Origin of the sequence: Deinococcus radiophilus, from assembly GCF_020889625.1 — a bacterium.
In the GTDB taxonomy this organism is placed as follows: Bacteria; Deinococcota; Deinococci; order Deinococcales; family Deinococcaceae; genus Deinococcus; species Deinococcus radiophilus.
The window spans coordinates 1,307,459-1,331,120 of record NZ_CP086380.1 but is presented as its reverse complement, the minus strand read 5'-3'; the positions used below and the strand labels follow the sequence as shown (position 1 = coordinate 1,331,120).

The following is a 23,662-nucleotide window of genomic DNA, read 5'->3' as shown; positions in this document are numbered from 1 at the left end:
TTAGGTAGACTGCCTGCTAACCGTGTCCCAAGCATCTTCCATCAGCTCCTCCTTCTCCTCCTTCGCCGCCCTCATCCCCGCTGCCGGCTCCGGCACCCGCCTGGGACATGGCCCCAAGGCCGCCGTGACGGTGGGCGGGCGCTCGCTGCTGGCCTGGGCCGTCGGCGCCTTGCAGCCGCATGTGGCCGAGGTGGTGGTGGCGCTGCCCGCAGGGCTGGCCCTGCCGGACGACGTGCCTAAAGGTGTGCGGACCGTGACCGGCGGCGCGACCCGCCAGGAAAGCGTGCGGCGGCTGCTGGAAGCCGTGAGCGCCGAACACGTCCTGATTCACGACTCGGCCCGACCCTTTCTTACCGCTGACCTCATCGGGGCCGTGCAGGCGGCGGTGCGGCGCACGGGAGCGGCCACGGCCGCGCTGCCGGTGGCGGATTCGCTGGTGCTGGGGGGGCAGAAGGCGGAGAGCGGAGGACAAAGGGTAGAAAGTGGCGCAGAACAAACCGACCATCAACCATCAACCCTTAACCCTCACCATTTCTGGATCGAGGGCGTGCCCCGCGAAGACCTCTGGGCGGTTCAGACGCCTCAGGGCTTTCGGCGCGAGCTGCTGCACTACGCCCACACCTACGCCGCCGCCGAAGGACACGCGGCCACCGACGACGCGGGGCTGGTGGCCCGGCTGGGCCACACGGTCGAGTTGGTAGAAGGGGACGCCCGGCTGCTGAAGGTGACGCGGGCGGGCGACCTGGCGCTGGCCGAGGCGCTGGCGGCGGCGTGGCAGGATGGTGTCCATGACTGACCCGGCCACTTACTTTGCCCCCGCCAAGACCAACCTGGGCCTCAGCGTGCTGGGCGTGCGCCCGGACGGCTACCACGAGCTGCACAGCCTGATGGTGCCGCTCAGCGTGGGCGACGAACTGACTTTCAGGCCGGCGCCTGCGCTGTCGCTGGACTGCAGCGGGCCATATGGTGCGGGCCTGCCCACCGACGGGCGCAATCTGGTCTACCGCGCCGCCCGCGCCTATCTGGACGCGGCGGGGGTGGACGCCGGGGTCCACATCACCCTGACCAAGCGGCTGCCGCTGGCCTCGGGCCTGGGCGGAGGCAGCAGCGACGCGGCCACCACGCTGCGGGCGCTGGCCGACCTGTACCCGGCAGACCTTGACCTGCCCGCCCTGGCGCTCACGCTGGGCGCCGACGTGCCGTTTTTCCTGCCCGCCGGCCCGGCGCTGGCCGGAGGCGTGGGCGAGCGCCTGCGCCCGGTTACGCTGCCGCCCGCCTGGCTGGTGCTGGCGAATCCCGGCAGCGAGGTCAGTGCCGCCGACGCTTACCGCTGGTTGGACGAGAGCGGCGAATTCAGCCCGACCCTGAATGTTCCCGGCATCGTCCGGGCACTGGAAGATGGGCGCGAACTGCCCTACTTCAACTCACTGCAACCCGGAGTGCTGAGCCGTCATCCTGAAATAGAACAGACCCTGGTGGCCCTGGCCGACGCGGGGTTGCACTCGGTCCTGATGAGCGGCTCCGGGGCCACCTGTTTTGGCGTGGCGCGGGACGCGGCTCAGGCCACGGCTGCTGCCCAGTCCATCCAGGCGCAGCAGCCGGAGTGGTGGGTGGCGGCAGCCCAGGTGGGCGGATGACCCCCAAGACACTGGACACCGCCGAGCTACTGGAAGTCTGGAAAGTACTGGAAAACCTCACCGTTTCGCTGGACCGGCTGGGCCTGTACCAGCTCAGGTACGGCGAAGCAGGTGCCATGCATGAACTGCACCGTCACCTCTCGCCGGAGTTGGTGCGCCGGATCGCCCATGCCCGTAGGCTGACCGTAGACGCCCTGACGCGGGACGACCCGGACATGTTAGAGCGCCTAGAGCAACTGGCCGAGGACGAAGCTGCCATCGGCTACTGGACAGGACCAACCTGAAACCTCCTAAAAAGTGACTGGCTGCCAAGTGGGATGCCGCAGGATTTCGTCAATCCGCACGTGCGGCGGGGCACTCAGCGCATACAGCACGGCCTGGGCGATCTCTTCGGGCTTCAGCCACGCCTCTTTTTTGGGCGTGCCTGGCTGGGTATCATTGAAAAAGGTGTCCACGTTGCCCGAGCGGATTTCGCTGACGCGCAGGCCGTACCCGTGACCCTCGTAGGCGAGTGCCTGGGTCACGGCGTGGGCGGCGGAAATGCGGAATAAACGCGCCGCTGGTCAGAATAAGTCCCAGTACGTTGGTGTCCATGACGCGGCGGTACTCCTCAGGGGTGATGTCCTCGACTGGCATGCATTTGCCGACGCCCGCGTTGTTGACCAGGGCGTCAGCTCCGGCGGCGGTGGTCGCCTGCGCGAAGGCTTGCACGCCATCCAGCTGCGGCGTGCTGCTCACATCGCGTGCTCCACCGAATCACCTGCGCTCCCGGTGCGGCCAGCACTTCAGCAATGCATGGTCCGCTGCCCCTCCTGGCTCCGGTTACAGCGACAGTGCGTCCCTGCAATGTCTGGGCTATGTCGGCAGTCTAGAGTGCCGCTGCCCCTTCCAGCCGCAGGTCCACCCGTACCTCGCCCACCTCACGCCCAGCCCAGTTGTATTGCTGCGCCGGGGCCAGTGCCCGCAGCTCCGGGGTCAGCGGCCAACCCAGCGCCTCCAGCACGGCCAGTGCCACGTAAGGCCGGGCCCGTTCGCCGCCGTCCATCACTTTGAAGGCGATGCCCAGTGGTCCCTGGGACGTGTCTCGCAGCCCCATCCCATAAAAAGCCTCGGCGCCCATCTTGGCGACCAGACCGGGGACCAGCGGCATCAGCGTGGTGTCCAGCCGCCCTGGGCCTGCAATCAGGTCCGGGTGCGTGGTCATGGCCGCGAAGACCCGGCCCAGCGCCGCGCCCAGGTCGCCGGACGGCTGCGGGTCAGCCAGCCGGGCGAAAATGCGGGCCGCCCCGCGCAGCGGCAGGGCCAGGGCAGGCACACTGCACCCGTCGGTGCCAGTGTGAATGGCGTTCAGCGGCACATCTGCCAGCTCGGCGTGCAGTTCGCGGATGTGCCGCTGCAAGGGGTGGTCGTGCTCGGTGTAGCCCTCCTTTGGCCAGCCGTGCAGCACGCAGGCCAGCAGCATCCCAGCGTGCTTGCCCGAGCAGTTGTGGTGCAGCGGGGTAGGCGCCTGGCCCCGGTGGATCAGTTCGGCGGCGGCCTGCGGGTCGAATGGCGGGTGGGTTCCGCAGCGCAGGTCATCTACGGTGCTACCACTGCGGGCCAGCAGGCGTCCTACAGCAGCCAGATGAAGCGGAGTGCCGGCATGGCTGGCGCAGGCAATCGCCAGCTCGTCACCCGGTAATTCCGGCGCAGCGAGGGCCAGCGGGAGCGCTTGCACTGGCTTGCTGGCGCTGCGTGGGAAGGTCACCAGGTCCGGATCACCGCAGGCGGCGAGCAGGCGGCCAGCGGCATCTACCACTGCCAGATGCACGGTGTGGCGGCTTTCATCCAGACCGCCGCGCCGGTAGGTCACTGCTGCAGGAAGGGTCATGGGGCAGTATAGGCCTGGGCCGCTGGTTGCATGATCTCAGGCCACTTGCACCTGACACGACCCCGTTATGCTGCATCATGTCGGGTGAGGTGCGTGGACGCGTCGGACACTTCAGTGCTGGAATCTCATTGGGACTACCCTGGGAGGGCAATCAGCTGCGGGGCCGCTTGGGATGGTGGCTGGGCCCGACGTTGGAACTGCGTGTTGCAGACGGTCAGGTTGATGGTCGTGAGAGCTACCCACCTGGCGTCTTGTTTGGCAGGAAAGCGGGGGCGGTGACGGCGGGGGAGATGGTGGGGGTGGTGGCGGAGAGTAGGTGAGCCGTGGCGACCTGAACATCTGTTCTTGAGGTCGCCACGGGGCGGTATTTGGTGACCGTTCGTTGCTGATGTGCTTTATGCGGGCGTGACTCGGCCCTGGCTGAGCCGGATCAACCTGAGGTTGCCTCGGAAAAACGCGGAGGTGGGCGTACCTCCGCGGGTTGTAGGTGAGCAGACGGGTACAGCTCGGCAGGAGAGCGAGGAGACATAGACTGGCTTGGTCCTCACACCCATGTTCCGGATGACCTCTAGGCCTCTTTTAGTTGCTCCCGCAGGAAGTCCATCAGCCCGCCGATGTACTCACCGTCAAAGCGGAACTCGGCCCCAGCGGCGGCGTACAGCTCCGGCACCGGGCGGGTGCTGCCCAGCCGCATGGCGGCCTTGTAGCGTTCCAGCGCACCGGCAGGATCGCTCTGAGCACTGCGCCAGATGCTGACGGCAGCCAGGTAGCACATCGCGTATTCGATGTAATAAAAGGGCGTCTGGAAGATGTGGTAGTAGTGCCAGCCCTGGGCACGCACCGTTTCGTCCAGCCCTTCCCAGTTGATAAAGGGACTGTAGGTGCGGTCCAACTCCAGCCATTTGGCGTTGAGGTCCTCGGTGGTCGCGTCTTGCGGGGCGTCCACATACAGCCAGTGCTGGAAGGCGTCCATCTGTGCAGCCCAGGGCAAAAAGGCCACCACGCCCAGCAGTTGCTTGCGCAGGTAGCGGGCCATTTCCTCGTCATTGAAGGCGTGGCTGAGGTGGTCCAGGGTCAGGAATTCCATGGCCATGCTGGGAATTTCCACGAATTCGATCGGGCTCCAGCGGTTCCAGGACAGCGGCTGCGCGTCACCGGAAAAAAAACCGTGGAAGGCGTGGCCGACTTCATGAAACAGCACCTGCACGTCGTTGGCGGTGCCGACCACGTTCATCAGTACGAACGGCTGGTTGGTCACCGGAAAGTAGTTGCAGTAGGCGTGCGGCATCTTGCCAGCGCGCGATTCCAGGTCCAGCAGGCCCTCACGGCGCATCTGCTGAAAGCGGTCAGCCAGGCCCTGATCCAGTCCCTTAAAGGCCCGCTGCGCCAGATCTTCCAACTCGGCACTGCCCGAAAAAGGCTGCATGGGGGGGCGTCCCTGGGGGTCCAGCAGGCTGGTGCGGCTGTAGTCCCAGGGTCGGATGGACTCCAGGCCCAGCTCATCGGCAATGGCTTGCATGTTCTCGGCTGCGAACGGCACCACCCGCTCGGCCACGGCCCGGTGAAAGTCGGCGCACTGCTCAGGTGTGTAATCCACCCGGTCCAGTTCGCGCCAGCGGAAGGCCCGGAAGTCCGGCAAATCGGCGTTGGCGGCCAGTTGACGGCGCACGGTCAGCAAGTCCTGCATCAGTGGGTTCAGCTCCTGGGCCAGTTCCAGATTGCTGTCAGCCAGGGCGTGCCAGGCGGCCTCACGTACACTACGTTCAGGGCTATCCAACTGCTGGCGGACCTGCGGTACAGTCCGTTCTTCGCCGCCCAAGGTGACTTTCTGGTTGCCGGTCAGGCTGGAGTGGCGGTTGGTCAGTTCGGAGTGCCGCACACCCAGTTCCACATTCTCCTCGCGGAACAGGTCGGCGGCGTCCTTGACGCGGCGGTAGAGCAGCTCGGTATCGGGGCCAGGCTGATAGTCCGGGACGGCCAGCCACTTTTCCTTGAGTTTCTGATCGGCCCGTTTGGCTTGCGGCACCACCTCGGCCATGAATCCCTCAAAGCGCTTCTGAATGGCCGCATCGTCAGTGTGCAGGTCGGCGTGGACACTCAGGCGGTTGCTGGTGCCTTCCAGCTCGGCGGCCAGGTCGCTCCACTCCTGAAGCCAGGCAGGCACCTCTGCCGCGCTTAGTTCGCGGTCGAGGAGGGCGGTATAGCGCGGCTCAAAATAAGCCCACTGACTGTGGGCAGCAGGCACGGCAAGGGTCTGCTCTACGGCTTCCAGATTGCTCATATCCTCAGTGTACGCGCGGTCACCTCCCTTTCCGGCTTTATGCTGTGGGTTGTGCGCGCCCTGATCCTCTCTGACATTCACGCCAACAAACCGGCGCTGGACGCCGTGATTGACCACGCCTACATGGACGGTGCCCGCTACGGAGCCGTCTTCTCGTTGGGTGACGCACTGGGCTACGGTCCCCACCCCCGCGAGGTGCTGGAAGTGTTGAGGGGGCTGAATGCCCAGTGTCTGCTGGGCAACCACGACCTGGGCCTGCTGCAACTGGTGGACGGCCAGCGCACGGCTACTGTTGGTACTGGCACCCAGGTTCTGGTCTGGCAGATAGGCCGCCTGAGCGAGCGCGACCTGCGCTTCGTGCGGACCTGGAAAGACGTGATCGAAGAACCCCACCTCGGCGCGCGGCTGCGGCACGGTTCGCCGCTCTCGCTGAACGAATACACCGACCTGAATGCGGCCCGGCGCAGTTTCCGCGAGTGGGGCGGCACGCTGGCCCTGGTCGGGCATACCCACGTCCCAGCGGCCTTTGCCACCTTGCAGGGCACCGACGCCGAGTGGATGCGTCATCAGCCGCTGGCGATTCCGGAAATCAAATCGTCCATCCGCTATCCGGTCCCGCCCAAGGCCCGCGTGATTCTGAATCCGGGCAGCATCGGTCAGCCCAGGGACGGTGATCCCCGCGCGGCTTACGGAGTTTACGATACGGAGCGGCGCTGCTTCGAGGTCTTCCGCGTTCCTTACGATGTGGACCAGACTCAGCGCGACCTGCGGGCGTCAGACCTGCCGCGTGCTTTGGCTGACCGTCTGGGCCGGGGGCAGTAGAGACTGTCCCAAGCAACGTGTTGTCGGCCCCAGTATTGCTCTAGGCTGGGGCCATGAGTGATGGGCATGGGCACACTGAGCAGGGTCACACAGGGCGCGGTCACACAGGGCACAGTCATGGTGGTCACGGCCAGGGTGGGCACAACCACGGCGCTGGGGCCACCGCTCGGCAGCTGACCATTGCTCTGGTCCTGACCGGCACTTTCCTGGTCGTGGAAGCCGTCTATGCCCTGCTGACCGGCAGCCTGGCCCTGCTGTCCGACGCCGGACACATGCTGACCGATGTGACGGCGCTGGCCCTGTCGCTGCTGGCCGTCAAGGTGGGGCAGCGCCCGGCAGACCGCCAGCGCACCTTCGGCTACCGCCGCACCGAGATCATGGCGGCGGCGGTCAATGCGGCGGTGCTGCTGGCCATCGGGTTTTACATTCTGTTTGAGGCGGTGCAGCGCTTGCTGGAGCCTACCGAAGTGCAGACCTTGCCCATGCTGATCGTGGCCGCGCTGGGCCTCGTAGTCAACCTGATCAGCGCCCGTGTGCTGATCGGCGGCGACCAGGACAGTCTGAACGTGCGCTCGGCTTATCTGGAGGTGATGAGTGACCTGCTCGGCTCGGTGGCCGTGATCGCCGGGGCGCTGATCATCATGTTCACCGGCTGGAACTGGGTGGACCCGCTGCTGGGCGCCCTGATCGGGCTGTGGGTGGTGCCACGCACCTGGTCGCTGCTGCGGGCCAGTGTGAATGTCTTGATGGAAGGCGTGCCCGAAGGTATCGATCTGGACGCCCTGCGCGCCGACCTGGCGGCCTTGCCGGGTGTGACTGAGGTCCACGACCTACACGTCTGGAGCGTGACCAGCGGGCAAAATAACCTGACGACACACCTGGTCAGCGAGCGCGGCGGCCCGGAGCTGATCCACGCTGCACAGGAGGTGGCCGGGCGCTATGACATCGGGCATGTGACGGTGCAACTGGAACTGCCCGGCCATCATTCAGACCCAGGGGTGGCAGCGCGGCTGCACCCTTAGGGCAAATTCAGCGGGAGAGGTAACGGCGCACCAGACGGTCGGTCAAGCCTGGAAAGACCCGGCCCAGTGCCGACAGCAGCCGGTACACGCCCGGTACGGTCACTTCGCGCCGGGGGCGTTCCAGAATGTCGGCCATGGCGCGGGCCACCGCCTCCGGGCCGGGCATGGGCAGGCCAGAGCGGGCCGTCATCTCGGTTCGCACGAAACCCGGCGACACCACACTGACGGTCACACCCGTGCCGAGCAGTTCGCGCCGCAGCCCAAAGCTGAAGCCGCGCAGGCCGAACTTGCTGGCGCTGTAGACCCCCTGCACGCCGACCTGCCCAGCCACTGACGCCACATTCACGATCTGGCCGCTGCCACGCTGCACCATTTGGGGCAAGATCAGCCGGGTCAGTTCAATGGGTGCTTCGAGATTGACCCGTAGCACCTGCGCCGCGTCCTCGTGTTCCCACCACTTTCCGCCTCCGGTGCTGATGCCAGCGTTGTTGATCAGGACGTCTATTCTCCCAAAGTGTGCCAGCGCCGCGCCAATCAGGGCTGCACGGTCCGCAGGATCGCTCACGTCGGCGGGTATGGCCATCACGCGTGTGCCGCTGGGGTCCAGTTGCCGGGCCAGCTGATGCAGTTGCTCGCGCCGCCGGGCGACCAGCACCAGGGCGTGGCCGCGGGCGCTCAGTTCCTGCGCTGCCGCTGCGCCGATGCCGCTGCTGGCCCCGGTCAGGACCACCACCCGCCGCCCTCCATATCCCTGCTGCTTACCTGACATGGGGCATGATGTCATGCTGACGTGGGAGCCGCAGCATGGGCACATGAACACGGCCACACCGGGTCAGTTGGTGCCTCTGCCAGGGCCAGGCAGCGTGTTTCTGACGCGCCGCCACTTTCAAGTGGGGCCGCTGCGAGGCCACCCGGAGCAGATTCAGGGAGTCTGGTTCGGCACCGATACGGCCCGTCCGCCGGTCACGGCGCCAGCGACGGGAGTGGCCGTGGCTCTGGTGGCCCTGCCGATGGGCGCCGCGCCGCTTCCCACTTGGCCCGAAACACTGACCCTGGGCCTGCCCGGTGCTGCCTTGCTGCTGACTGCCGCGCTGACACATCTGCGGCATCAGCAGCAGATTCACGGTCTGGCGCGGTCCTGCCCGGGCCTGACCCTGCGCCTGGAGGGCGGGGACTGTGCCGAAACCCAGGTGTATGTGCCGGAAGTCACCGCTCCGCAGGCCGCCGAGTTCTATCTGGCCTGGCGGCGCTATCAAGGCGAGTAAAGAAGACGCCAGCAATCCATTGGGCCACTGCTGACCCCAAGCTTTCTTAGAACCATCCACTAAACTGTTGTTTGTGTTGCCCACCCTGCCCCAGGCCCATCTGCCCTTACTGGAACAGGCCACCGCTGCGCGTGGCAACGCCCTGCTGCTGACCGGGGCCGAGTACGGTGGACAGCGGGCGTTGGCGCTGGCGGTATTCGCTGCGCTGAACTGTACTGGTCAGCGTGGCATGGGCGGCGAGGCCTGCGGCGTGTGTCCCAGCTGCCGGGGGCTGGCGGCAGGAGCACACCCCGACTTGCTGGAACTGTCTCCCCGTGAGACGACCGGTACGGGCCGGGCCGCGCGTCGCCGGATTATTCCGGTGGGCGCGGTGGTGCAGAGCCGCGACGACCGCCGCGAATACGACACCCACGTGCTTGAATTTCTGGAGGTGCGCCCCACCTACGCCCGCCGTGCCGTGCTGATTCGCGGGGCCGAGTTCCTGGGGCCGGAGGCCGCCAACGCCCTGCTCAAGCTGATTGAGGAGCCGCCCCATGGCGCCCGCTTCTTACTGCTGGCCGCCGATGTGCGCGCCGTGATTCCGACCATCGTGAGCCGCAGCACCCGCCTGAGTGTGCCGCCCCTGAGTGACGCTGCCATGCACGAGGAACTGGCCCGGCGCAGCGGCCCGGACGACCTGGACCCGGACGAATTGGTCGCTTTGGCGGCAGGTCGCCCGGAAGTGCTGGACCATGCGGCGGAGGTAGGCACAGCGCTGGGACAGGCTGCTGGCTTTCACATGGCGCTGCGTGAGGGCATGTTGCCCACCCTGGACGCTGCCGCCGAGCTGGAAAGCCATTGGACCCCCTGGCACGCCGAGGCGCTGCGCTCCGTATGGCGCGCCGAGCCTGCTCCGGCACGCGCAGGGCTGGACACGGCCTTGGCTGCTCTGGAACGGGCGCTCGAAGCCTACGCCAATCCGGCGCTGAGCTTCATGGTGTTCGGCCTGGCGGCGCGGGCGGCCCTGGGTGTGGACCGTGCTTGATCTGGCCCCGCTGGCCTACAACCAGTTGGACCCGGTGCAGCATGGCGCGGCCTGGGTGCGCTGCCTCGCCACCGGGCCACTGAACCAGAACTGCTTGCTGGTCACAGATGCAGCGGGCATGGGGCTGCTGATTGACCCCGGCTCGGACGCCCAGCAAATCCTGCGAATGGTTCAGGGGAGTGGGGCAGAGGTGCAGGCCATGTTGCTCACACACGCGCATTACGACCATATCGGGGCGGTGCAGCCACTGCGTGAAGAACTGGACGTCTCGGTCTATCTGCACCCTGCCGAGCTGGACAATTACGTGGGCGCAGCCGCACTGGCACAGACCTTCGGAGTCACGAACTTCCAGCCGCCGGCCCTGCCGGATAAGGCCATTCATCAGGGGCAAGTGTTCACGGCGGGTGCCGTCACCCTAACGGCCCGCGAGCTGCCCGGCCACTCGCCGGGGCATGTGGTATGGGTGGGAGACGGCTTCGTACTGGCGGGAGACACCCTGTTTGCTGGGGCGATTGCGCCCACCAACCTGCCGGGGGCGGACCGCTTACAGCTGATCGCTGGCATCGTACATGAGCTGCTCAGCTTACCGCCAGACACGGTGATTTATCCCGGTCACGGCGCGCCGACCACCGTGGGCGCTGAGCGTGGGCAACCTCTGTTTCGCCGCCATCTGGTCTAGAGCCTGCCACTGACCAGCGAGAGAAGCCGGACTCGCAGGAACAAGGCGCGACGTAGTGTGGGCCAGGGTGCTTTGTGCGTGCAGGCGCACTCCGGAGAACTGCTCTACACTGACCGGCATGACGCTGCCGCAGCCCACCACCCACGGAGAGATACGCATCTGGAGTCTGCCGACTGGCCCGCTGCAGGAAAACTGTTTGCTTGTTGCTGGGGCGCAGCAGCGGGGCTTTTTGATTGATCCGGGCGACGATGCCGGGCGCATTCTGGACCTGGTGCGCCAGAGTGGGGTCACGGTGCAGGCCATTTTGCTGACCCACGCACATTTCGATCACATCGGCGCGGTGCAGCCGGTGCGTGAGGCGCTGAATGTTCCGGTGTACCTGCATCCGCTTGACCGAACCGACTATGACAGCGGCAAGGCGCGGGCAGCGCTGTTCGGGTTGCCGTTCGTCCAACCGGCGGCCCCCGACCATGCAATCAGCCAGGGACAGCTTTTTACGGCGGGCGACCTCAGTTTGACCGCACGTGAATTGCCCGGCCATGCAGCGGGCCATGTGGTCTTTGTGGGCCAGGGCTTCGTGATTGCGGGCGACACCCTATTTGCGGGCAGCATCGGGCGTACCGATCTGCCTGGGGGCAACCATCCACAGTTGCTCAGTGGCATCCGCGCCGAGCTGCTTACGTTGCCAGACGATACGGCCGTTTATCCCGGTCACGGTCCGGCCACCACGGTGGGACGCGAGCGTCAGACCAATCCTTTCTTGCAGTAGCGGCTGCCTGATCTGCCCGCGCCCTGCCTGCCATGCTCTAGGCTGGAGGCGAATGACCGACCCGCGCCAGAGCACCATTACTGCCAGCCACTACAACGGCAACTCGGCCAACGCCCTGATTCACCTTTACCGGGGTGAGTCCTACAAGATGGTCAGCTACCGCCAGCGCCTGGACAACACGACCAACTGGGCGGTGGTGACCACGGCGGGTATTGCCAGCTTTGCGATGGGAAACGACGAGCACAGCCACGCCACGTTTCTGTTTGCCATGTTCCTCAACTTCTACTTTTTGCGGCTTGAGGCCCGGCGCTTTCGCTCTTACGAGATCGCTCACCACCGCGTGCGGATCATGGAGCGCTTCTTTTACCCGGCCATTCTGGGAGACCATGTGGACGCAGGCTGGCACCAGTTCCTGCTGGGTGAACTGGCCAAGCCGCGCAGCCCCATCAGCGTTTCTGAAGCGCTGGGCTGGCGACTCAAGCGCAACTATCTGTGGATCTACGCGGCCGTACTGATGGCCTGGTTGGCCAAGCTGGCGACCAGCTATCCCCGCAACACGCCGATCAGCCTGGAAACCTTTGTGGACACTGCTAGGGTCGGCACGCTGTCCGGCTGGGTGGTTCTACTTGGGGTGGCGGCCCTGTATGCCTACCTGATCTCGCTGGCGGTCAATGCCTCGCGTGATTACCCGATGGAAGATGACTGATAAGCAGCGCGGGCTTGCCGCTACCCAACATGCAGAAACTGTGTTATGTTATTTACGTAAACAGTAGATACCGCTTGAGGGTAAAACCTCGCAGCTCAAAGCCGGGCGGAGGCCCAAGAAGGAGGCGTAACTATGTTGCACATTGAATTCATCACCGATCTGGGGGCCAAAGTCACGGTGGACGTGGAGCGGCCTGAGCAGCTGCTGGACGTGCAGCGCCACTATGGCCGCCTGGGCTGGACCAGCGGCGAGGTGCCCAACGGCGGCTTCGTATTTCCGCTGGACAATGAACCTGACTTCGACTGGTCGCTTATCGGTGCCCGGCCCTGGACCAACCCAGAAGGCGAAGTGATGATCCTGCACCGCGGTCACGCCTACCGCCGACGCGAGCTGGAAGCAGTGGACAGCCGCAAGCTGAAACTGCCCAAGGCCGTCAAGTACAGCCGTGGTGCCAAGCCCACCGACCCCGAACACCTGCGCGAAAAGGCCGATGGAGAGATCGAATACGTGACCCTGGCCATGTTCCGGGGCGGAAAGCGTCAGGACCGTTTCGCCGCTTCGCAGGGCCAGGGCACCTCAGCCGGTCAGGGTCAGCCGCGCGAACCCCGCGCTGCCGCCCCCGCTGGCCGCTACGAGCCACGCCCTCAGCCCGACAGTGTGCCTATGTCGCGCCCCACGGCCCGCGCCGCCGCTTCAGCCCCAGCCGAAGAAGACACTCCTTTTTGACCGCATGATTGGCCGTCCTCATCGGGGCGGTTGTTGTTGGTCGTCCTCTGCCCAGCCCACGGCCAGGTCATACAGCCAGGCGGCGGCCAGCGTCACAGCGGCGCTGCCCGGCTTGGAGAGGTCGCTGTGGGTTTCACCGACAATCCGGTGGGTGTTGATGCCCAGGCGTGTGCCGTCTGCGCGCAGGTTGGGCGTTCTGGCCCAGATTGGGTTGAACCGCCCGCCCGCCAGCAGGGCCTCGGACTTGTCGGTTTCCAGGCTGTGCAGCTCCAGGTTGCGGGCCACGTTGTCCGGCACGGTATCTTTGGGCAGCCGGCGTATCCCTCCTACCAGCTGCGGGGTGCAGGCCCCCGCTATGTCCGGCTGACCGCGCTCCCCGGCACTCAGTCGCAGCAGCGCGGCGCGGTGGTCCAGATTCCACAGGGCACACATGGCGTCCAGTTCGATCAGGGCGTCAATCGGCTGCTCCGGGAACTGCCGCGCCAGGGCATACAGCCACGGCACCCCCTGCGAGTGGCCCAGCAGCACCACACGGGGACGGTCGGCGGCCCAGACCGTGTTCAGGCGGGCATAATCACGCCGCAGCGCCGGCCAGCCACGCTGTGGTGGTGAGATGCGCGGCGAGCTGCCCTCATCAAACGCCCCCGATGCGTAGCCGGCGACCTGCACGCTCAGGCCCGAAAGCTGCACCTCACGGGCAATTCGGTCCAGGGTGCCGTAGTCTGAGAGGTAATCATAGTTGTCGCGTGGGGCGTTGCAGACCGGGTGACAGTGTCCGGAGACAGCCAGAATGACCACATCCGGGGCCGGGCCGCCGAGGTCCAGCGCCGGGGCCTGGGCTGCTCGCACCACGGTGGGTGGTGGGTGGGTCACGGACCCGACCACCGTACAACTGCTCAGCAAAGGGGACAGGCCCAGGGTCAGGGCGAGGAGGGGGCGTAGAGGAGGCCAGGACACCTTCACACTCTAGAAGATGCAGGCGTTGCCATTTAATTTTGTTACTCGCCTGGAACAGCCCGGCTGGACTCCTGGCCCCGCCACTCCTGGGCCAATCGGCGCAGCTCGCCCGCCAGCCAGCGCATGCCCCGGCTGCCGCTGTCGGCCAGGTGCGAGTGGCCTTCCAGCACCGAGGTACCGGTGGTCAGGCCCCGGCGTGAGCCGTCTGGGCGCAGGTTGGCATGCTGGTCCCAGAACACGTTGATGGGATAGTCACCCGCCGGTTCCGGGACCAGTGCTCCTTTGAACGACTGAACCTCCAGGCCGCGCTCCACGTTCCAGGGCACCAGGTCCCCGGGGCCGACGCGCACGCCACCCGGGCGCTCATCCGGCGGCAGCGGCTGGCAGGCCTGGGCGATGTCCGGCTGGCCGCGCAGCTCGGCGCTCAGCTCCATCAGTGCGGCGCGGTGGTCCAGGTTCCACAGGCCGCACACGCCGTCTATGTCCAGCAGCGCGGCCACCGGCTGATCTGGAAACTGCCGCACCAACTGATGAAGCCACGGAACCCCGTGCGAATGGCCGACCAGCACCAGCCGGGGTGGGTCATCCGCCCACTCGCGCCGGATCCGGACGTAGTCGCGCCGCAGGGCCGGCCAGCCGCGCTGCTCAGGACTGACGCGGGGGAACCCGAACGACTCGCGCACGCTGGAGGTATAGCCCGACACCTGCACGCTGTATCCGGCGGTGCTGACCGCATCGGCCAGAAGGTCCAGCGTGCCGTTGTGGCCCAGATTGTCGTAGTTGTCGGTGGGCGACACGCAGGGCGGCGCACAGTGGCCCGACATGCCCAGAATCACCACGTCGGGGGCCGGGCCGCTGAAATCCAGCGTGCCGGTGCTGGTCGGCCGCACGGCGACAACCATGCAGCTGCCCAGCACGAGGGGCAGGCCACCGATCATGAGTCGCCGGAGGAACCGTGTCGTGGGGGAGCAGCGAGAAGAGGTCATGACACTCTAGACCCCACGCGCTGGGCGATCAGTGATCCTCGCCCTGAACGCCAGGCAGTTCCTGCAAGCTGGTCAGTTCAAACGGCGTTTTCTTGCCTCCCTGCTGGAAGGCCGCCAAGTAACCCACCACCTCACCTCCGGCCCGCTCGGCCAGGCGTGCCAGGGCCGTGCCGGTGCCGCCGGATGACACCACATCTTGCACAATCAGGACTTTCTTGCCTTGGAGCCGCTCAGCATGGCGGGCGTCCAGCCACAGCGTCTCGTTCACGCCCAGGCTCATGCTGGGAACCTCCTGAATCATGGGGTCGCGCATATAGGTGCGGCGCTTCTTACGCACCACCACATAAGGAATGCCGGAGCGGTCACTCAGCTCGTGAACCAGCGGCAGCGCGTTGGTCACCACCGTCAACATGATTTCGGTGTCTGGATTCAGCAGTGGCAGCATGGCCTCGGCGGCCGCGTTGGTCAGTTCGCTGTCTCCCAGGAATTCGACCAGGGGGACCCGCCGCACCGCGCCCACCTGAATGGTAGGCAGTTCACGGGTCACGTCACCGACGGTCACTTGAATGGACTTCATGACCGACAGTCTAGGGCAAGCCGGAGCACGGGCATGTCAGCCGCTGAGCAGCAGGAAAGAAAAAAGCCCCAGGTGTTCCCTGGAGCCTTTTGCGCTGATGGGTGGGCCGGACAATTACTGTTGCGCTGCTGCCTGCAGGGCGTCCACACGGTCAGTCTGTTCCCAGGGGAACTCAGATCGGCCAAAGTGACCGTACGCTGCGGTCTGCGCATAGATGGGGCGCTGCAAGTCCAGCTGCCGGATAATTGCCTGGGGGCGGGCGTCGAACTCACGGCGGACCACTTCGGTCAGCCTATCGTCGGGCAGGGTGCCGGTGCCGTAGGTGTCGATCCGCAGTGAAACGGGGTGGGCGCGGCCAATCGCGTAGGCAATTTCGACCAAGGCGCGCCGGGCCAGCCCAGCGGCCACGATGTTCTTGGCGATGTAGCGGGCGTAGTACGCCGCCGAGCGGTCCACCTTGGTGGGGTCTTTGCCGCTGAACGCCCCGCCGCCGTGCGGGACCGCGCCGCCGTAGGTGTCCACGATGATCTTGCGGCCCGTCAGGCCGGTATCGCCGTGTGGACCACCAATCACGAACTTGCCCGACGGATTGATAAAGAACTTGGTGTCCTCGTGCAGGTACTCGGCGGGAATGACGTGCCGGATGACCAGGCGTTCCAGATCGGCCTGCAGCTGCTCGCGGGTCACGTCCTCGTCGTGCTGGGCGCTGATGACCACCGTATCCACCCAGGTCTCTTTCGCGTCGTGCGGTTCGCCGTCGCGGACCACCGTGACCTGGGCCTTGGCGTCGGGGCGCAGGTAGGGCAGTTCACCGGTCTTACGCAACTCGGCAATCCGGCGGGTCAGGCCATGTGCCAGGCTGATCGGCAGCGGCATCAGCTCCGGCGTTTCGTCGGTGGCGTAGCCGAACATCAGACCCTGGTCCCCAGCTCCCGTTTCCGAATCGGCGTTTTCCGGCTTGCTCCGCTCCTCGGCGCTCATCTCGCGCCACTCCTCGCTGCCATCTACACCATCCGCGATTTCGGGGCTCTGCTCGTGAATGGCCACCAGCACCGCGCTGTATTCGGCGTCAAAACCGTAGATGGCGCGGGTATAACCTACGCGCTGCACAGCCTCGCGGACCGTTTTCTGGACATCCACGTGGGCGGTGTGGGCGCGCACTTCGCCGGCCACCACGGCCATGCCAGTCGTGACCAGCGTTTCGACGGCCACGCGGGAAGTCGGCTCCTGGCGCAGAAACTCGTCCAGAATCGAGTCGGAAATAAAGTCGGCCAGCTTGTCCGGGTGCCCCTCGGACACCGATTCAGAGGTATAGAATTTGCGCATCTTGACTCCTTGGCAGCCGGGGCGGTGTTCTGCAGCGCCGTGACCTGTAGGTCTGCTGCGGAAGGTGGCCCTGGCCGCTTTGCCGCTGGCCCTGGGGCCGCAGCACACGTCAGGCAGCTTAGCTCAGATGCCGGAGCTTTCGCCGGGCGAAATGCTCAGTTACGGCTTGTCGGCGCGGCAACGCCCCTATACTTGCCCCAATGTCCCTTGCCGATGTCGCGCAGGCCCTGAGCAGCATTCAGACCTGGTTGGATGACCCACCGGGCGAAGCGGTCGTGCGCCAGTGCGTGGTGCTGCGGCTGCTTCAGGCGGCGGGGTTTGACATCTGGAACCCCGCCGAAGTGGTGCCCGAGGAAACCAACGCCACCGGCCACCGCGCCGATTTCCTGATTCGCCGGGGCCAGGGCAAATTCGCGCTCGAAATCAAGGGAATGGGCGTCACAGTCGGCCCCAGGGAATACCAGCAGGCCGCCACCTACGCGGTCAACGAAGGCAGCCGCTGGGCCATCGTGACCAACGGCCGGGTGTGGGTGGTGATAGACGAGCACCTGCCCGGCAAATGGGAGGACCGCGTGGCGCTCAAAGTCGAGATGGGCCAGGGGGACAGCTTTGCCGCCGATTTTTTTGGGCTGCTGGACGCTGAAGTCTGGGCGCAGGACGCTTTTGCCGCCGCTGTAGACACCGTGCGCCAGCGTCAGCAGCAACGCCGCGACGAGGCCCGCATTCGCCGCGAAAAGCGCCCGGTGGTCGAGCAGACCCAGGCTGAATTTGAGATAGCCACGTTTGAAAAAGCCGCCGAAGCCGCTGTGAAAATGGGACGGCTGACCGAAGCGGAGCGGGACGTGCTGGTGGGTCAAGCGGTTGACCCAGTAGGGTCAGCAACGATTCAGCTGTATTTTTCCGTCTATGGCGCAGAGGCACAGGCCCATTACTGTCCCGCTACCGGCCGCTTTACTGTGCTGGCCGGTAGTCGGGCTGTGGCTCAGGCCAAAGCGTACGCAGAAGGTATAGAGCAGAGCCGCCAGAACCTGCTGAAAAGTGGTGTCCTCAAGCGCGAAGGTGACTCCCTGGTGTTTCAGCGCGACCACGATTACCAAACGCCCAGTGGTGCAGCAGCTGCTATTTCTGGCGGCTCGCGCAACGGCTGGGATGTCTGGAAAGACGCTGAAGGCCGCCCCGCTCAGCACTACCGGCCCAAATGAACCCCCGTCAGCTCTCAGGGCGCCTTGCTTACCTGCTGCGCCACGCCCCGCACGAGGCGGGCCTGACCCTGGAGCGCGGGGGCTGGGTGCCGCTGGAGCCGCTGCTGGCGCACCTGCGCGTGACCCGTGAGCAGGTGGAACAGGTGGTGCGCGCCGACGACAAGGGCCGCTTTGGCCTCAGCGAAGGCGGCGACAAAATCCGCGCCCATCAGGGCCACAGCGTGCCAGTGGATCTGGGCCTAGAGCCGCTTCAGCCGCCGGGGACGTTGTACCACGGAACCCACCAGGGGGCCAGGCCAGGAATTACCCGCCACGGCCTGAAGGCCATGAACCGCCACCATGTCCACCTGTCGGCCAATACCGAGACGGCCCTGCGGGTGGGCCTGCGCCGAGGCTGGCCGGTGCTCTACGCGGTAGACACTGGGCGGATGCACGCGGACGGCCACCTGTTTTACCGCTCGGACAATGGTGTCTGGCTGGTAGATGCCGTGCCGCCGCACTACCTCACGGAACTGCCCTCGCCAGGGCGAACTGAGCCGCGCTGACGTTCTGAGCGCATGGTGCCGCGCTAAGATGAACCCGGTTCAGCGCCTGGTTGCCGGGGAGAAAACCGGTCAGCCGCATTACGGCGCAGAATCAGACCTCTTTCGGGGCGGGGTGAGATTCCCCACCGGCGGTAATCGCTGCTCCGGCAGGTGCGGGCCGCCCCGCGCCTGACCGAGCGGAGCAAGTAGGAGTTTTTTTCCGCTTGCTTGCAGTGTTAGCCCGCGAAGCCTGCCTACATTCCATAACCGTGCAGGCCCGACCCAGTGCGACTCTGGGGCCGACAGTGAAAGGCACCGTCGCTTTTATTTGTGGCGCAGTGCCCGCAGTCTGGATGGGAGAAAGGGGACACGCCTGAGTCTGCCACCCCGGCGGACGGCGTAGCCAATGTGAGAATTGAACGACCGGAGCACCCACCGAATTTGGGTGCATCAGCTGACACTGTCTGGATGGCCCAAGCGCTGGCCGAGTCCCGCAGGGGCCTGGGCCGCACCAGTCCCAATCCTCCGGTGGGGTGCGTGATCGTGCAGCCGAACAGCGGCGAAGTGGTAGGCCGGGGTTTTCACCCCAGGGCCGGAGAACCCCACGCCGAAGTCTTTGCCCTGCGCGAAGCGGGAGAGCAGGCGCGGGGAGCGACCGCCTATGTGACTCTGGAACCGTGTAGCCACTTCGGGCGCACCCCACCGTGCGCCGACGCGCTGATCGCCGCAGGCATAGCCCGCGTGGTGGTCGCCGCCCGTGACCCGAATCCGCAGGTGGACGGGCGCGGAATAGAGCGGCTGCGGGCCGCTGGGATGGAGGTCACATCGGGCGTGCTGGAGGCCGAAGCGGTGCGCCAGCAGGCCGGATTCCGCGCTCGGATGGAAAAGGGCCGCCCCCACGTCATTTACAAGTACGCCATGACCTTGGACGGCAAGGTGGCCGCTGTAGACGATGCGGGCCAGACCGAGGCCAATGGAGCCGTCAGCGGCCCCGAGGCCCGCGCCCGCGTCATGCAGTGGCGGGACGAGTGCGACGCCATTGCCGTCGGGGTGGGCACGGTCCTGACCGACGACCCGCGGCTGACCACCCGTGGCGTGCCCGGTGGGCGTGATCCCCGGCCTGTCATTTTTGACCGGGCTGCCCGCACTCCACCCAGTGCCCGTGCTTTGCGGGAAGGCGCAGTGGTGGTCACGTTACCACACGCAGACGCCTCGGCGCTGGCCTCAGTTGGCGTCACTATCCTGCCTGCGGCCACATTGGAAGAGGCGCTACGCGGCCTGCACGACCTGGGGGTATCTACCTTGCTGCTGGAAGGCGGCCCCACGCTGGCGAGCGCCTTTGCGGCAGCGGGCCTGCTGGACGAGGTTCGCGCTTTTGTCGCTCCCAAGGTGCTGGGCGCGGGCTTGCCGCCGCTGCTGACCCCTTCACGCCCGATGACGGAGGCGTTGGGGCTAGAGATATATAGCGTAGAAGTGGTAGGACAGGACCTTCTTATTTGTGGCGAGAACAAGGTGCAGGAAGCAGCAGGCGGGCGTCCGTCGGAGCTTTCGGCCCTCTGAAGGAGTGAGAAATGTTTACCGGAATCATTACCCAAGTGGGCCGCGTGGCCCATTCAAAACAGAACAAGGGCGGCCTGAGCCTGCGAATTGAGCCTGCCGAACTGTGGCCTGACCTGGAGCTGGGCGAGAGCATCGCCTGCAACGGCACTTGCCTGACCGTCACCGACTGGGACGACCAGACCTTTGGCGTGGATCTCAGCCAGGAGACGCTCGCCAAGACGGCCCCGCACTGGCAGGCCGGTGACGCCCTGAACCTGGAACGTGCCATGACCGCCGGGGACCGCTTCGGCGGACATATCGTCAGCGGGCATGTGGATGGGGTGGGGGAGATCGTTGCCATCAGCCCGGTGGAAGGGGCTTATGTGATGGTGGTGCGTGCCCCGGCCCTGCTCGCGCCCTATCTGATGCCCAAGGGCAGCATCACGGTGGACGGGGTCAGCCTGACCATCGTAGACAGTGGTGGCCCCGCTGGCAGCAAACCCGAGCTGGCCGAGAACGAATTCACCCTCTGGCTGGTCCCGCATACCCTGGAAGTCACCACCCTGGGGGGCTGGCAACCAGGCAGGCAAGTGAACCTGGAAGCCGATCAAATGGCGAAGTATTTGGACCGCCTCCTGGCCTTCCGGGAAGGCAGACGGCAGGCCACAGAAGGCTGAAGGCCGCCTGCTTGCCTTGTCCAACCGCTCTACCTTTTCACTGACTCACTGAGGAACAAACATGACCGAATCGAGCCAACCCACCCAACTTTCTCCCATTTCCGAAATTCTGGACGAGCTACGTGCTGGCCGCCCGGTGGTCATCGTGGACGACGAAGACCGCGAAAATGAGGGGGATCTGCTGATGCCTGCCGCCACCGCCACGCCGCAGTGGGTCAACTTTATGGCCCGCGAGGGGCGTGGCCTGATCTGCGTGACCCTGACCGGAGACCGCGCCGAGCGCCTGCAACTCAATCCGATGGTCGGCAACAGCACCGATCCGAACGGCACCGCCTTTACGGTCAGCGTAGATCACCAGACCAACTCCACCGGGATCAGCGCCTTTGACCGGGCCGCGACCATCGCCGCACTGCTGGACGACACCAGCCAGCCCAACGATTTTCGCCGTCCTGGCCACATTTTCCCACTGGTGGCGCGCTCTGGGGGCGTGCTGCGCCGCGCCGGACATACCGAAGCCGGCTGTGACCTGGCCCGTTTGGCCGGCTTCGAGCCGGTCGGCGTGATCTGCGAAATCATGGGCGATGACGGTGAGATGTCACGCCTGCCCGACTTGCTGCAGTTTGCCCAGCGCCACGGGTTGAAAGTAGGAAGCATTGAGGCTCTGATCGCTTACCGCATGGAGCATGACCCCTTTATGCAGATTGAGGGTGAAGCGAAGCTGCCCACCGAACACGGTGAGTTCCGGATCGTGGGCTTCCGTGACAGCCTCAGCGGGGCCGATCACGTGGCGCTGGTGATGGGCGAAGTCGGCCCAGGGCCGCTGCTGGTGCGGGTCCACTCCGAGTGCTTGACTGGCGACGCCTTCCACTCGCTGCGCTGCGACTGCGGCCCGCAGCTGGACGCCGCCATGCGGGCGATTGCCGCCGAGGGCAGAGGAGTCATCGTCTATCTGCGCCAGGAAGGCCGGGGCATTGGCCTGCTGAACAAGATTCGGGCCTATCACCTGCAGGATCAGGGGGCCGACACGGTAGAAGCCAACCTGCGGCTGGGCTTTCCGGCAGACGCCCGCGACTTTGGTATCGGGGCGCAGATGCTGCACCTGCTGGGCGCCGAGCAGCTGCGCGTGATGACCAACAACCCGGTCAAGCTGCACAGCCTGAGCGGCTTTGGGCTGGAAGTCGTGGAGCGGGTGCCACTGCGAGTGGGCGAGGGTACGCACAACCGCAGCTACCTGCAGACCAAGCGTCAGAAAATGGGGCATCTGGACTGAGCCAAGCTTGAGTCAGGGCCACCAGAACTGGCAGCAAGTTGGTCGGGTGGCCCTGAAACGCTTCTTTCAGACCTGAAGCGATATGCGTTTCTTACAATTGGCTTGCTCCTGACAACCCTGTGCAGGAGCAAGTTTCTTGTCATAGCTCGACCCATAATCTGGGCTTCATGAGTGTCATGGTTATTGCACCGGACCAGGCGGCCCTGGCCCTGCCCGCCTTACGTGTGATCAGGCCACAGGCCAGGCCCACCGCTTCGGCGCGGGCCCTGGCGACCTTTCTGACGGTGGCGGGCCGCAGTGGCTACCGCCTGATCGGGAGCTTTGACCGCTATCAGGGCACCTCGGCGGAGGCGCTCGCTGTGCTGGGCTACCGAATTGTCCCCACCTTGGCGGTGGGCCGTGTGCTGGAAGTCACCGAACTGGCGGTGCTGCCTGAGGCGCGCGGCGAGGGCCACCGCGCCGCTTTGCTGCGCTGGGCACAGACCGAAGCCGCCCGCCAGGGCTGCGAAGTGATTCAGTTGGAACTGGGGCTGCTGTCCGACAGCCTAGACGACACGGACCTTTACCGCTCGCTGGGCTGGGAGCTGTCGGGCAAGTATTACGCTAAAGAACTGCGCCCAGCCTGCTAAATCCCTGCTTGCCCCTGAACTAGGGCAAATGTAGCTGAGAGGGGATCAGTCCACTACTCAGCTACATTTGCCTAGGCGGTACAGGGCATTTCCCAGCCTGTCCGAAAGAGCTCCAGGCCTACGCCTGGCAGGTCACAGAACGGTGTCGGCGTTGCTCCATTGCCCGGCGCTGCGTTTGCCCTCGCGCTCAGCGTGGCGCTTTTCAAGGTAAGCCACGATGGCGTCGGCTACGTCTACACCGCTGCTGCCCTCAATGCCCTCCAGACCGGGTGAAGAATTGACCTCCATGACCACTGGCCCGTTGTTGGAGCGCAGCAGGTCTACCCCTGCCACGTCCAAGCCCATGATGCTGGCCGCGCGAGTGGCCGTCTGGCATTCCTCGTCACTCAGCGTCACGGGCAGGGCGCGGCCTCCCCGGTGCAGGTTGGAGCGGAATTCTCCTTCGGCAGCCTTACGCATCATGCTGGCGACCACTTCGCCGCCGACCACCAGGGCGCGGATGTCCTCGCCGTCTGCTTCCTTCACGAATTCCTGCACCAGAATGTTGGCGTCCAGCTGCCGGAAAGCGCTGATGACCGATTCTCCGGCCTTGCGCGTTTCGGCCAACACCACGCCGCTGCCCTGCGTGCCTTCGATCAGCTTGACGACCAGCGGCGCGCCGCCCACGATGTCAATCAGGCCGCCGATATCCTTGGTGGAGTGGGCGAAGCTGGTGACGGGCAGGCCGATGCCCTCGCGGGCCAGCAGTTGCAGGCTCCGCAGCTTGTCGCGTGAACGGATGATGGACACCGAGCCGTTCAGCGTCAGGGTGTGCATCGTCTCGAACTGCCGCACCACTGCGCCGCCGTAAAAGGTATAACTGGCCCCGATCCGGGGAATGACCGCGTCGAAGTTCAGCTCGTCGCCGGCATAGATCACTTTGGGCGAGCGGCTGGTGATGTTCATGTAGCAGCGCAGGTAGTCCACCACCCGGACGTCGTGGCCACGTGCGCGTGCAGCTTCGGCCAGGCGGCGGGTGGAGTAGAGTTCGGGGCCACGCGAGAGGATGCCTATATTCATGGTTGGTCCTTGAGAAAGTTCTGGGTCGGGAACAAGGTGTGAGGTTCAAAACCCTGATTGAGCGCGAGTTGGGAAAAATGGTAGCTTTGTTCTACAGCCTGGAAAATATGTGGGT

General features: G+C 65.5%; 27 protein-coding genes and 1 riboswitch. Of the genes, 17 read left to right on the top strand and 10 right to left on the bottom strand.

What is annotated here, in order from left to right; all coding sequences use genetic code 11:
* Positions 1-22: 22 nt before the first annotated feature.
* From LMT64_RS06695 to LMT64_RS06685, 3 genes are read left to right on the top strand one after another with little or no spacing between them, the layout of a single operon-like run.
* Positions 23-796: an IspD/TarI family cytidylyltransferase gene (locus LMT64_RS06695; protein WP_229253091.1), complete on the top strand. Its 774-nt coding sequence runs from the start codon at positions 23-25 to the stop codon at positions 794-796.
* The gene (locus tag LMT64_RS06690) at positions 789-1,637 is read left to right on the top strand and encodes a 4-(cytidine 5'-diphospho)-2-C-methyl-D-erythritol kinase (protein ID WP_126351461.1); all 849 of its coding nucleotides are present in this window, start codon (positions 789-791) and stop codon (positions 1,635-1,637) included. The genes LMT64_RS06695 and LMT64_RS06690 overlap by 8 nt, the downstream gene beginning before the upstream one ends.
* Positions 1,634-1,921, top strand: coding sequence for a hypothetical protein (locus tag LMT64_RS06685; protein WP_126351460.1), 288 nt, complete (start codon positions 1,634-1,636; stop codon positions 1,919-1,921). The genes LMT64_RS06690 and LMT64_RS06685 overlap by 4 nt, the downstream gene beginning before the upstream one ends.
* A gap of 6 nt (positions 1,922-1,927) precedes the next feature.
* On the opposite strand, the gene LMT64_RS06680 is transcribed toward LMT64_RS06685, so the two are convergent.
* The 4 genes from LMT64_RS06680 to LMT64_RS06665 form a co-directional block, all read right to left on the bottom strand.
* Positions 1,928-2,161 carry a hypothetical protein gene (locus LMT64_RS06680; RefSeq protein WP_229253464.1) on the bottom strand — a complete coding sequence of 78 codons (234 nt, stop codon included), beginning with the start codon at positions 2,159-2,161 and terminating at the stop codon, positions 1,928-1,930.
* Positions 2,073-2,348 (bottom strand): SDR family NAD(P)-dependent oxidoreductase, encoded by a 276-nt coding sequence (locus tag LMT64_RS06675; protein ID WP_229253449.1) that lies wholly within the window; start codon positions 2,346-2,348, stop codon positions 2,073-2,075. Before LMT64_RS06675 ends, LMT64_RS06680 begins: the two co-directional genes overlap by 89 nt.
* Before the next feature lie 157 nt (positions 2,349-2,505).
* Positions 2,506-3,507 carry an asparaginase gene (locus LMT64_RS06670; protein WP_126351459.1) on the bottom strand — a complete coding sequence of 334 codons (1,002 nt, stop codon included), beginning with the start codon at positions 3,505-3,507 and terminating at the stop codon, positions 2,506-2,508.
* Positions 3,508-4,075: 568 nt separating this feature from the next.
* Positions 4,076-5,788 (bottom strand): M3 family oligoendopeptidase, encoded by a 1,713-nt coding sequence (locus LMT64_RS06665; protein ID WP_126351458.1) that lies wholly within the window; start codon positions 5,786-5,788, stop codon positions 4,076-4,078.
* A 51-nt stretch (positions 5,789-5,839) separates the two neighbouring features.
* Between LMT64_RS06665 and LMT64_RS06660 the strand changes: the two genes are divergently transcribed.
* Positions 5,840-6,610, top strand: coding sequence for a metallophosphoesterase family protein (locus LMT64_RS06660; RefSeq protein ID WP_126351457.1), 771 nt, complete (start codon positions 5,840-5,842; stop codon positions 6,608-6,610).
* 53 nt (positions 6,611-6,663) lie between these two features.
* Positions 6,664-7,632: a cation diffusion facilitator family transporter gene (locus LMT64_RS06655; RefSeq protein WP_126351456.1), complete on the top strand. Its 969-nt coding sequence runs from the start codon at positions 6,664-6,666 to the stop codon at positions 7,630-7,632.
* A 7-nt stretch (positions 7,633-7,639) separates the two neighbouring features.
* On the opposite strand, the gene LMT64_RS06650 is transcribed toward LMT64_RS06655, so the two are convergent.
* Positions 7,640-8,401: an SDR family NAD(P)-dependent oxidoreductase gene (locus LMT64_RS06650; protein ID WP_126351455.1), complete on the bottom strand. Its 762-nt coding sequence runs from the start codon at positions 8,399-8,401 to the stop codon at positions 7,640-7,642.
* A gap of 43 nt (positions 8,402-8,444) precedes the next feature.
* Here LMT64_RS06650 and LMT64_RS06645 point away from each other — a divergent pair, with 43 nt between their 5' ends.
* From LMT64_RS06645 to LMT64_RS06620, 6 genes are all read left to right on the top strand, one after another.
* Positions 8,445-8,897, top strand: a complete 453-nt coding sequence (locus LMT64_RS06645) for a hypothetical protein (RefSeq protein ID WP_126351454.1) — start codon at positions 8,445-8,447, stop codon at positions 8,895-8,897.
* 73 nt (positions 8,898-8,970) lie between these two features.
* Complete coding sequence (locus LMT64_RS06640) at positions 8,971-9,921, top strand: DNA polymerase III (RefSeq protein WP_126351453.1); 951 nt, start codon at positions 8,971-8,973, stop codon at positions 9,919-9,921.
* Entirely contained in the window at positions 9,914-10,600 is a 687-nt protein-coding gene (locus LMT64_RS06635; protein WP_324295856.1) for an MBL fold metallo-hydrolase, read from the top strand. Before LMT64_RS06640 ends, LMT64_RS06635 begins: the two co-directional genes overlap by 8 nt.
* A 118-nt stretch (positions 10,601-10,718) precedes the next feature.
* A complete protein-coding gene (locus LMT64_RS06630) occupies positions 10,719-11,369 on the top strand; it encodes an MBL fold metallo-hydrolase (protein ID WP_126351452.1) in 651 nt (216 codons plus the stop codon).
* A 52-nt stretch (positions 11,370-11,421) separates the two neighbouring features.
* Positions 11,422-12,075, top strand: a complete 654-nt coding sequence (locus LMT64_RS06625) for a DUF2270 domain-containing protein (RefSeq protein WP_126351451.1) — start codon at positions 11,422-11,424, stop codon at positions 12,073-12,075.
* Between the two features lie 132 nt (positions 12,076-12,207).
* Positions 12,208-12,801 (top strand): single-stranded DNA-binding protein, encoded by a 594-nt coding sequence (locus LMT64_RS06620; RefSeq protein ID WP_126351450.1) that lies wholly within the window; start codon positions 12,208-12,210, stop codon positions 12,799-12,801.
* A gap of 18 nt (positions 12,802-12,819) precedes the next feature.
* Here the strand turns inward: LMT64_RS06620 and LMT64_RS06615 are convergent, their stop codons facing one another.
* The 4 genes from LMT64_RS06615 to metK form a co-directional block, all read right to left on the bottom strand.
* The gene (locus tag LMT64_RS06615) at positions 12,820-13,758 is read right to left on the bottom strand and encodes a hypothetical protein (protein ID WP_126351449.1); all 939 of its coding nucleotides are present in this window, start codon (positions 13,756-13,758) and stop codon (positions 12,820-12,822) included.
* A 41-nt stretch (positions 13,759-13,799) separates the two neighbouring features.
* Entirely contained in the window at positions 13,800-14,744 is a 945-nt protein-coding gene (locus LMT64_RS06610) for a hypothetical protein (RefSeq protein ID WP_229253090.1), read from the bottom strand.
* Positions 14,745-14,772: 28 nt separating this feature from the next.
* The gene (locus tag LMT64_RS06605) at positions 14,773-15,321 is read right to left on the bottom strand and encodes a phosphoribosyltransferase family protein (protein ID WP_126351447.1); all 549 of its coding nucleotides are present in this window, start codon (positions 15,319-15,321) and stop codon (positions 14,773-14,775) included.
* Between the two features lie 114 nt (positions 15,322-15,435).
* Complete coding sequence (gene metK, locus LMT64_RS06600) at positions 15,436-16,647, bottom strand: methionine adenosyltransferase (RefSeq protein ID WP_126351446.1); 1,212 nt, start codon at positions 16,645-16,647, stop codon at positions 15,436-15,438.
* A gap of 200 nt (positions 16,648-16,847) precedes the next feature.
* Between metK and LMT64_RS06595 the strand changes: the two genes are divergently transcribed.
* The 6 genes from LMT64_RS06595 to LMT64_RS06570 all read left to right on the top strand — a co-directional run bounded on the left by LMT64_RS06595 (position 16,848) and on the right by LMT64_RS06570 (position 22,488).
* A complete protein-coding gene (locus LMT64_RS06595; RefSeq protein WP_126351445.1) occupies positions 16,848-17,849 on the top strand; it encodes a DUF4357 domain-containing protein in 1,002 nt (333 codons plus the stop codon).
* Positions 17,846-18,394: an RNA 2'-phosphotransferase gene (locus tag LMT64_RS06590; protein WP_126351444.1), complete on the top strand. Its 549-nt coding sequence runs from the start codon at positions 17,846-17,848 to the stop codon at positions 18,392-18,394. The genes LMT64_RS06595 and LMT64_RS06590 overlap by 4 nt, the downstream gene beginning before the upstream one ends.
* Positions 18,395-18,488: 94 nt before the next feature.
* Positions 18,489-18,742: riboswitch (FMN riboswitch) on the top strand.
* 99 nt (positions 18,743-18,841) lie between these two features.
* Entirely contained in the window at positions 18,842-19,933 is a 1,092-nt protein-coding gene (gene ribD, locus LMT64_RS06585; RefSeq protein WP_126351443.1) for a bifunctional diaminohydroxyphosphoribosylaminopyrimidine deaminase/5-amino-6-(5-phosphoribosylamino)uracil reductase RibD, read from the top strand.
* 11 nt (positions 19,934-19,944) lie between these two features.
* Positions 19,945-20,589 (top strand): riboflavin synthase, encoded by a 645-nt coding sequence (locus LMT64_RS06580; RefSeq protein ID WP_126351442.1) that lies wholly within the window; start codon positions 19,945-19,947, stop codon positions 20,587-20,589.
* 61 nt (positions 20,590-20,650) lie between these two features.
* A complete protein-coding gene (locus LMT64_RS06575) occupies positions 20,651-21,859 on the top strand; it encodes a bifunctional 3,4-dihydroxy-2-butanone-4-phosphate synthase/GTP cyclohydrolase II (RefSeq protein ID WP_126351441.1) in 1,209 nt (402 codons plus the stop codon).
* A 167-nt stretch (positions 21,860-22,026) separates the two neighbouring features.
* Positions 22,027-22,488 carry a GNAT family N-acetyltransferase gene (locus LMT64_RS06570; protein WP_126351440.1) on the top strand — a complete coding sequence of 154 codons (462 nt, stop codon included), beginning with the start codon at positions 22,027-22,029 and terminating at the stop codon, positions 22,486-22,488.
* Positions 22,489-22,620: 132 nt separating this feature from the next.
* Here the strand turns inward: LMT64_RS06570 and rimK are convergent, their stop codons facing one another.
* Positions 22,621-23,547, bottom strand: coding sequence for a 30S ribosomal protein S6--L-glutamate ligase (gene rimK / locus LMT64_RS06565; protein WP_126351439.1), 927 nt, complete (start codon positions 23,545-23,547; stop codon positions 22,621-22,623).
* Positions 23,548-23,662 lie beyond the last annotated feature (115 nt).

Bases quoted from the DNA above. Each gene is read 5' to 3' on its own strand.
- ribD (WP_126351443.1), top strand. From the start codon at position 18,842: ATGGCCCAAGCGCTGGCCGAGTCCCGCAGGGGCCTGGGCCGCACCAGT.
- LMT64_RS06665 (WP_126351458.1), bottom strand. From the start codon at position 5,788: ATGAGCAATCTGGAAGCCGTAGAGCAGACCCTTGCCGTGCCTGCTGCC.
- LMT64_RS06575 (WP_126351441.1), top strand. From the start codon at position 20,651: ATGACCGAATCGAGCCAACCCACCCAACTTTCTCCCATTTCCGAAATT.
- rimK (WP_126351439.1), bottom strand. From the start codon at position 23,547: ATGAATATAGGCATCCTCTCGCGTGGCCCCGAACTCTACTCCACCCGC.
- LMT64_RS06610 (WP_229253090.1), bottom strand. From the start codon at position 14,744: ATGACCTCTTCTCGCTGCTCCCCCACGACACGGTTCCTCCGGCGACTC.
- LMT64_RS06655 (WP_126351456.1), top strand. From the start codon at position 6,664: ATGAGTGATGGGCATGGGCACACTGAGCAGGGTCACACAGGGCGCGGT.
- LMT64_RS06670 (WP_126351459.1), bottom strand. From the start codon at position 3,507: ATGACCCTTCCTGCAGCAGTGACCTACCGGCGCGGCGGTCTGGATGAA.
- LMT64_RS06645 (WP_126351454.1), top strand. From the start codon at position 8,445: ATGAACACGGCCACACCGGGTCAGTTGGTGCCTCTGCCAGGGCCAGGC.
- LMT64_RS06685 (WP_126351460.1), top strand. From the start codon at position 1,634: ATGACCCCCAAGACACTGGACACCGCCGAGCTACTGGAAGTCTGGAAA.
- LMT64_RS06580 (WP_126351442.1), top strand. From the start codon at position 19,945: ATGTTTACCGGAATCATTACCCAAGTGGGCCGCGTGGCCCATTCAAAA.
- metK (WP_126351446.1), bottom strand. From the start codon at position 16,647: ATGCGCAAATTCTATACCTCTGAATCGGTGTCCGAGGGGCACCCGGAC.
- LMT64_RS06590 (WP_126351444.1), top strand. From the start codon at position 17,846: ATGAACCCCCGTCAGCTCTCAGGGCGCCTTGCTTACCTGCTGCGCCAC.
- LMT64_RS06620 (WP_126351450.1), top strand. From the start codon at position 12,208: ATGTTGCACATTGAATTCATCACCGATCTGGGGGCCAAAGTCACGGTG.
- LMT64_RS06630 (WP_126351452.1), top strand. From the start codon at position 10,719: ATGACGCTGCCGCAGCCCACCACCCACGGAGAGATACGCATCTGGAGT.
- LMT64_RS06650 (WP_126351455.1), bottom strand. From the start codon at position 8,401: ATGTCAGGTAAGCAGCAGGGATATGGAGGGCGGCGGGTGGTGGTCCTG.
- LMT64_RS06570 (WP_126351440.1), top strand. From the start codon at position 22,027: ATGAGTGTCATGGTTATTGCACCGGACCAGGCGGCCCTGGCCCTGCCC.
- LMT64_RS06625 (WP_126351451.1), top strand. From the start codon at position 11,422: ATGACCGACCCGCGCCAGAGCACCATTACTGCCAGCCACTACAACGGC.
- LMT64_RS06595 (WP_126351445.1), top strand. From the start codon at position 16,848: ATGTCCCTTGCCGATGTCGCGCAGGCCCTGAGCAGCATTCAGACCTGG.
- LMT64_RS06690 (WP_126351461.1), top strand. From the start codon at position 789: ATGACTGACCCGGCCACTTACTTTGCCCCCGCCAAGACCAACCTGGGC.
- LMT64_RS06605 (WP_126351447.1), bottom strand. From the start codon at position 15,321: ATGAAGTCCATTCAAGTGACCGTCGGTGACGTGACCCGTGAACTGCCT.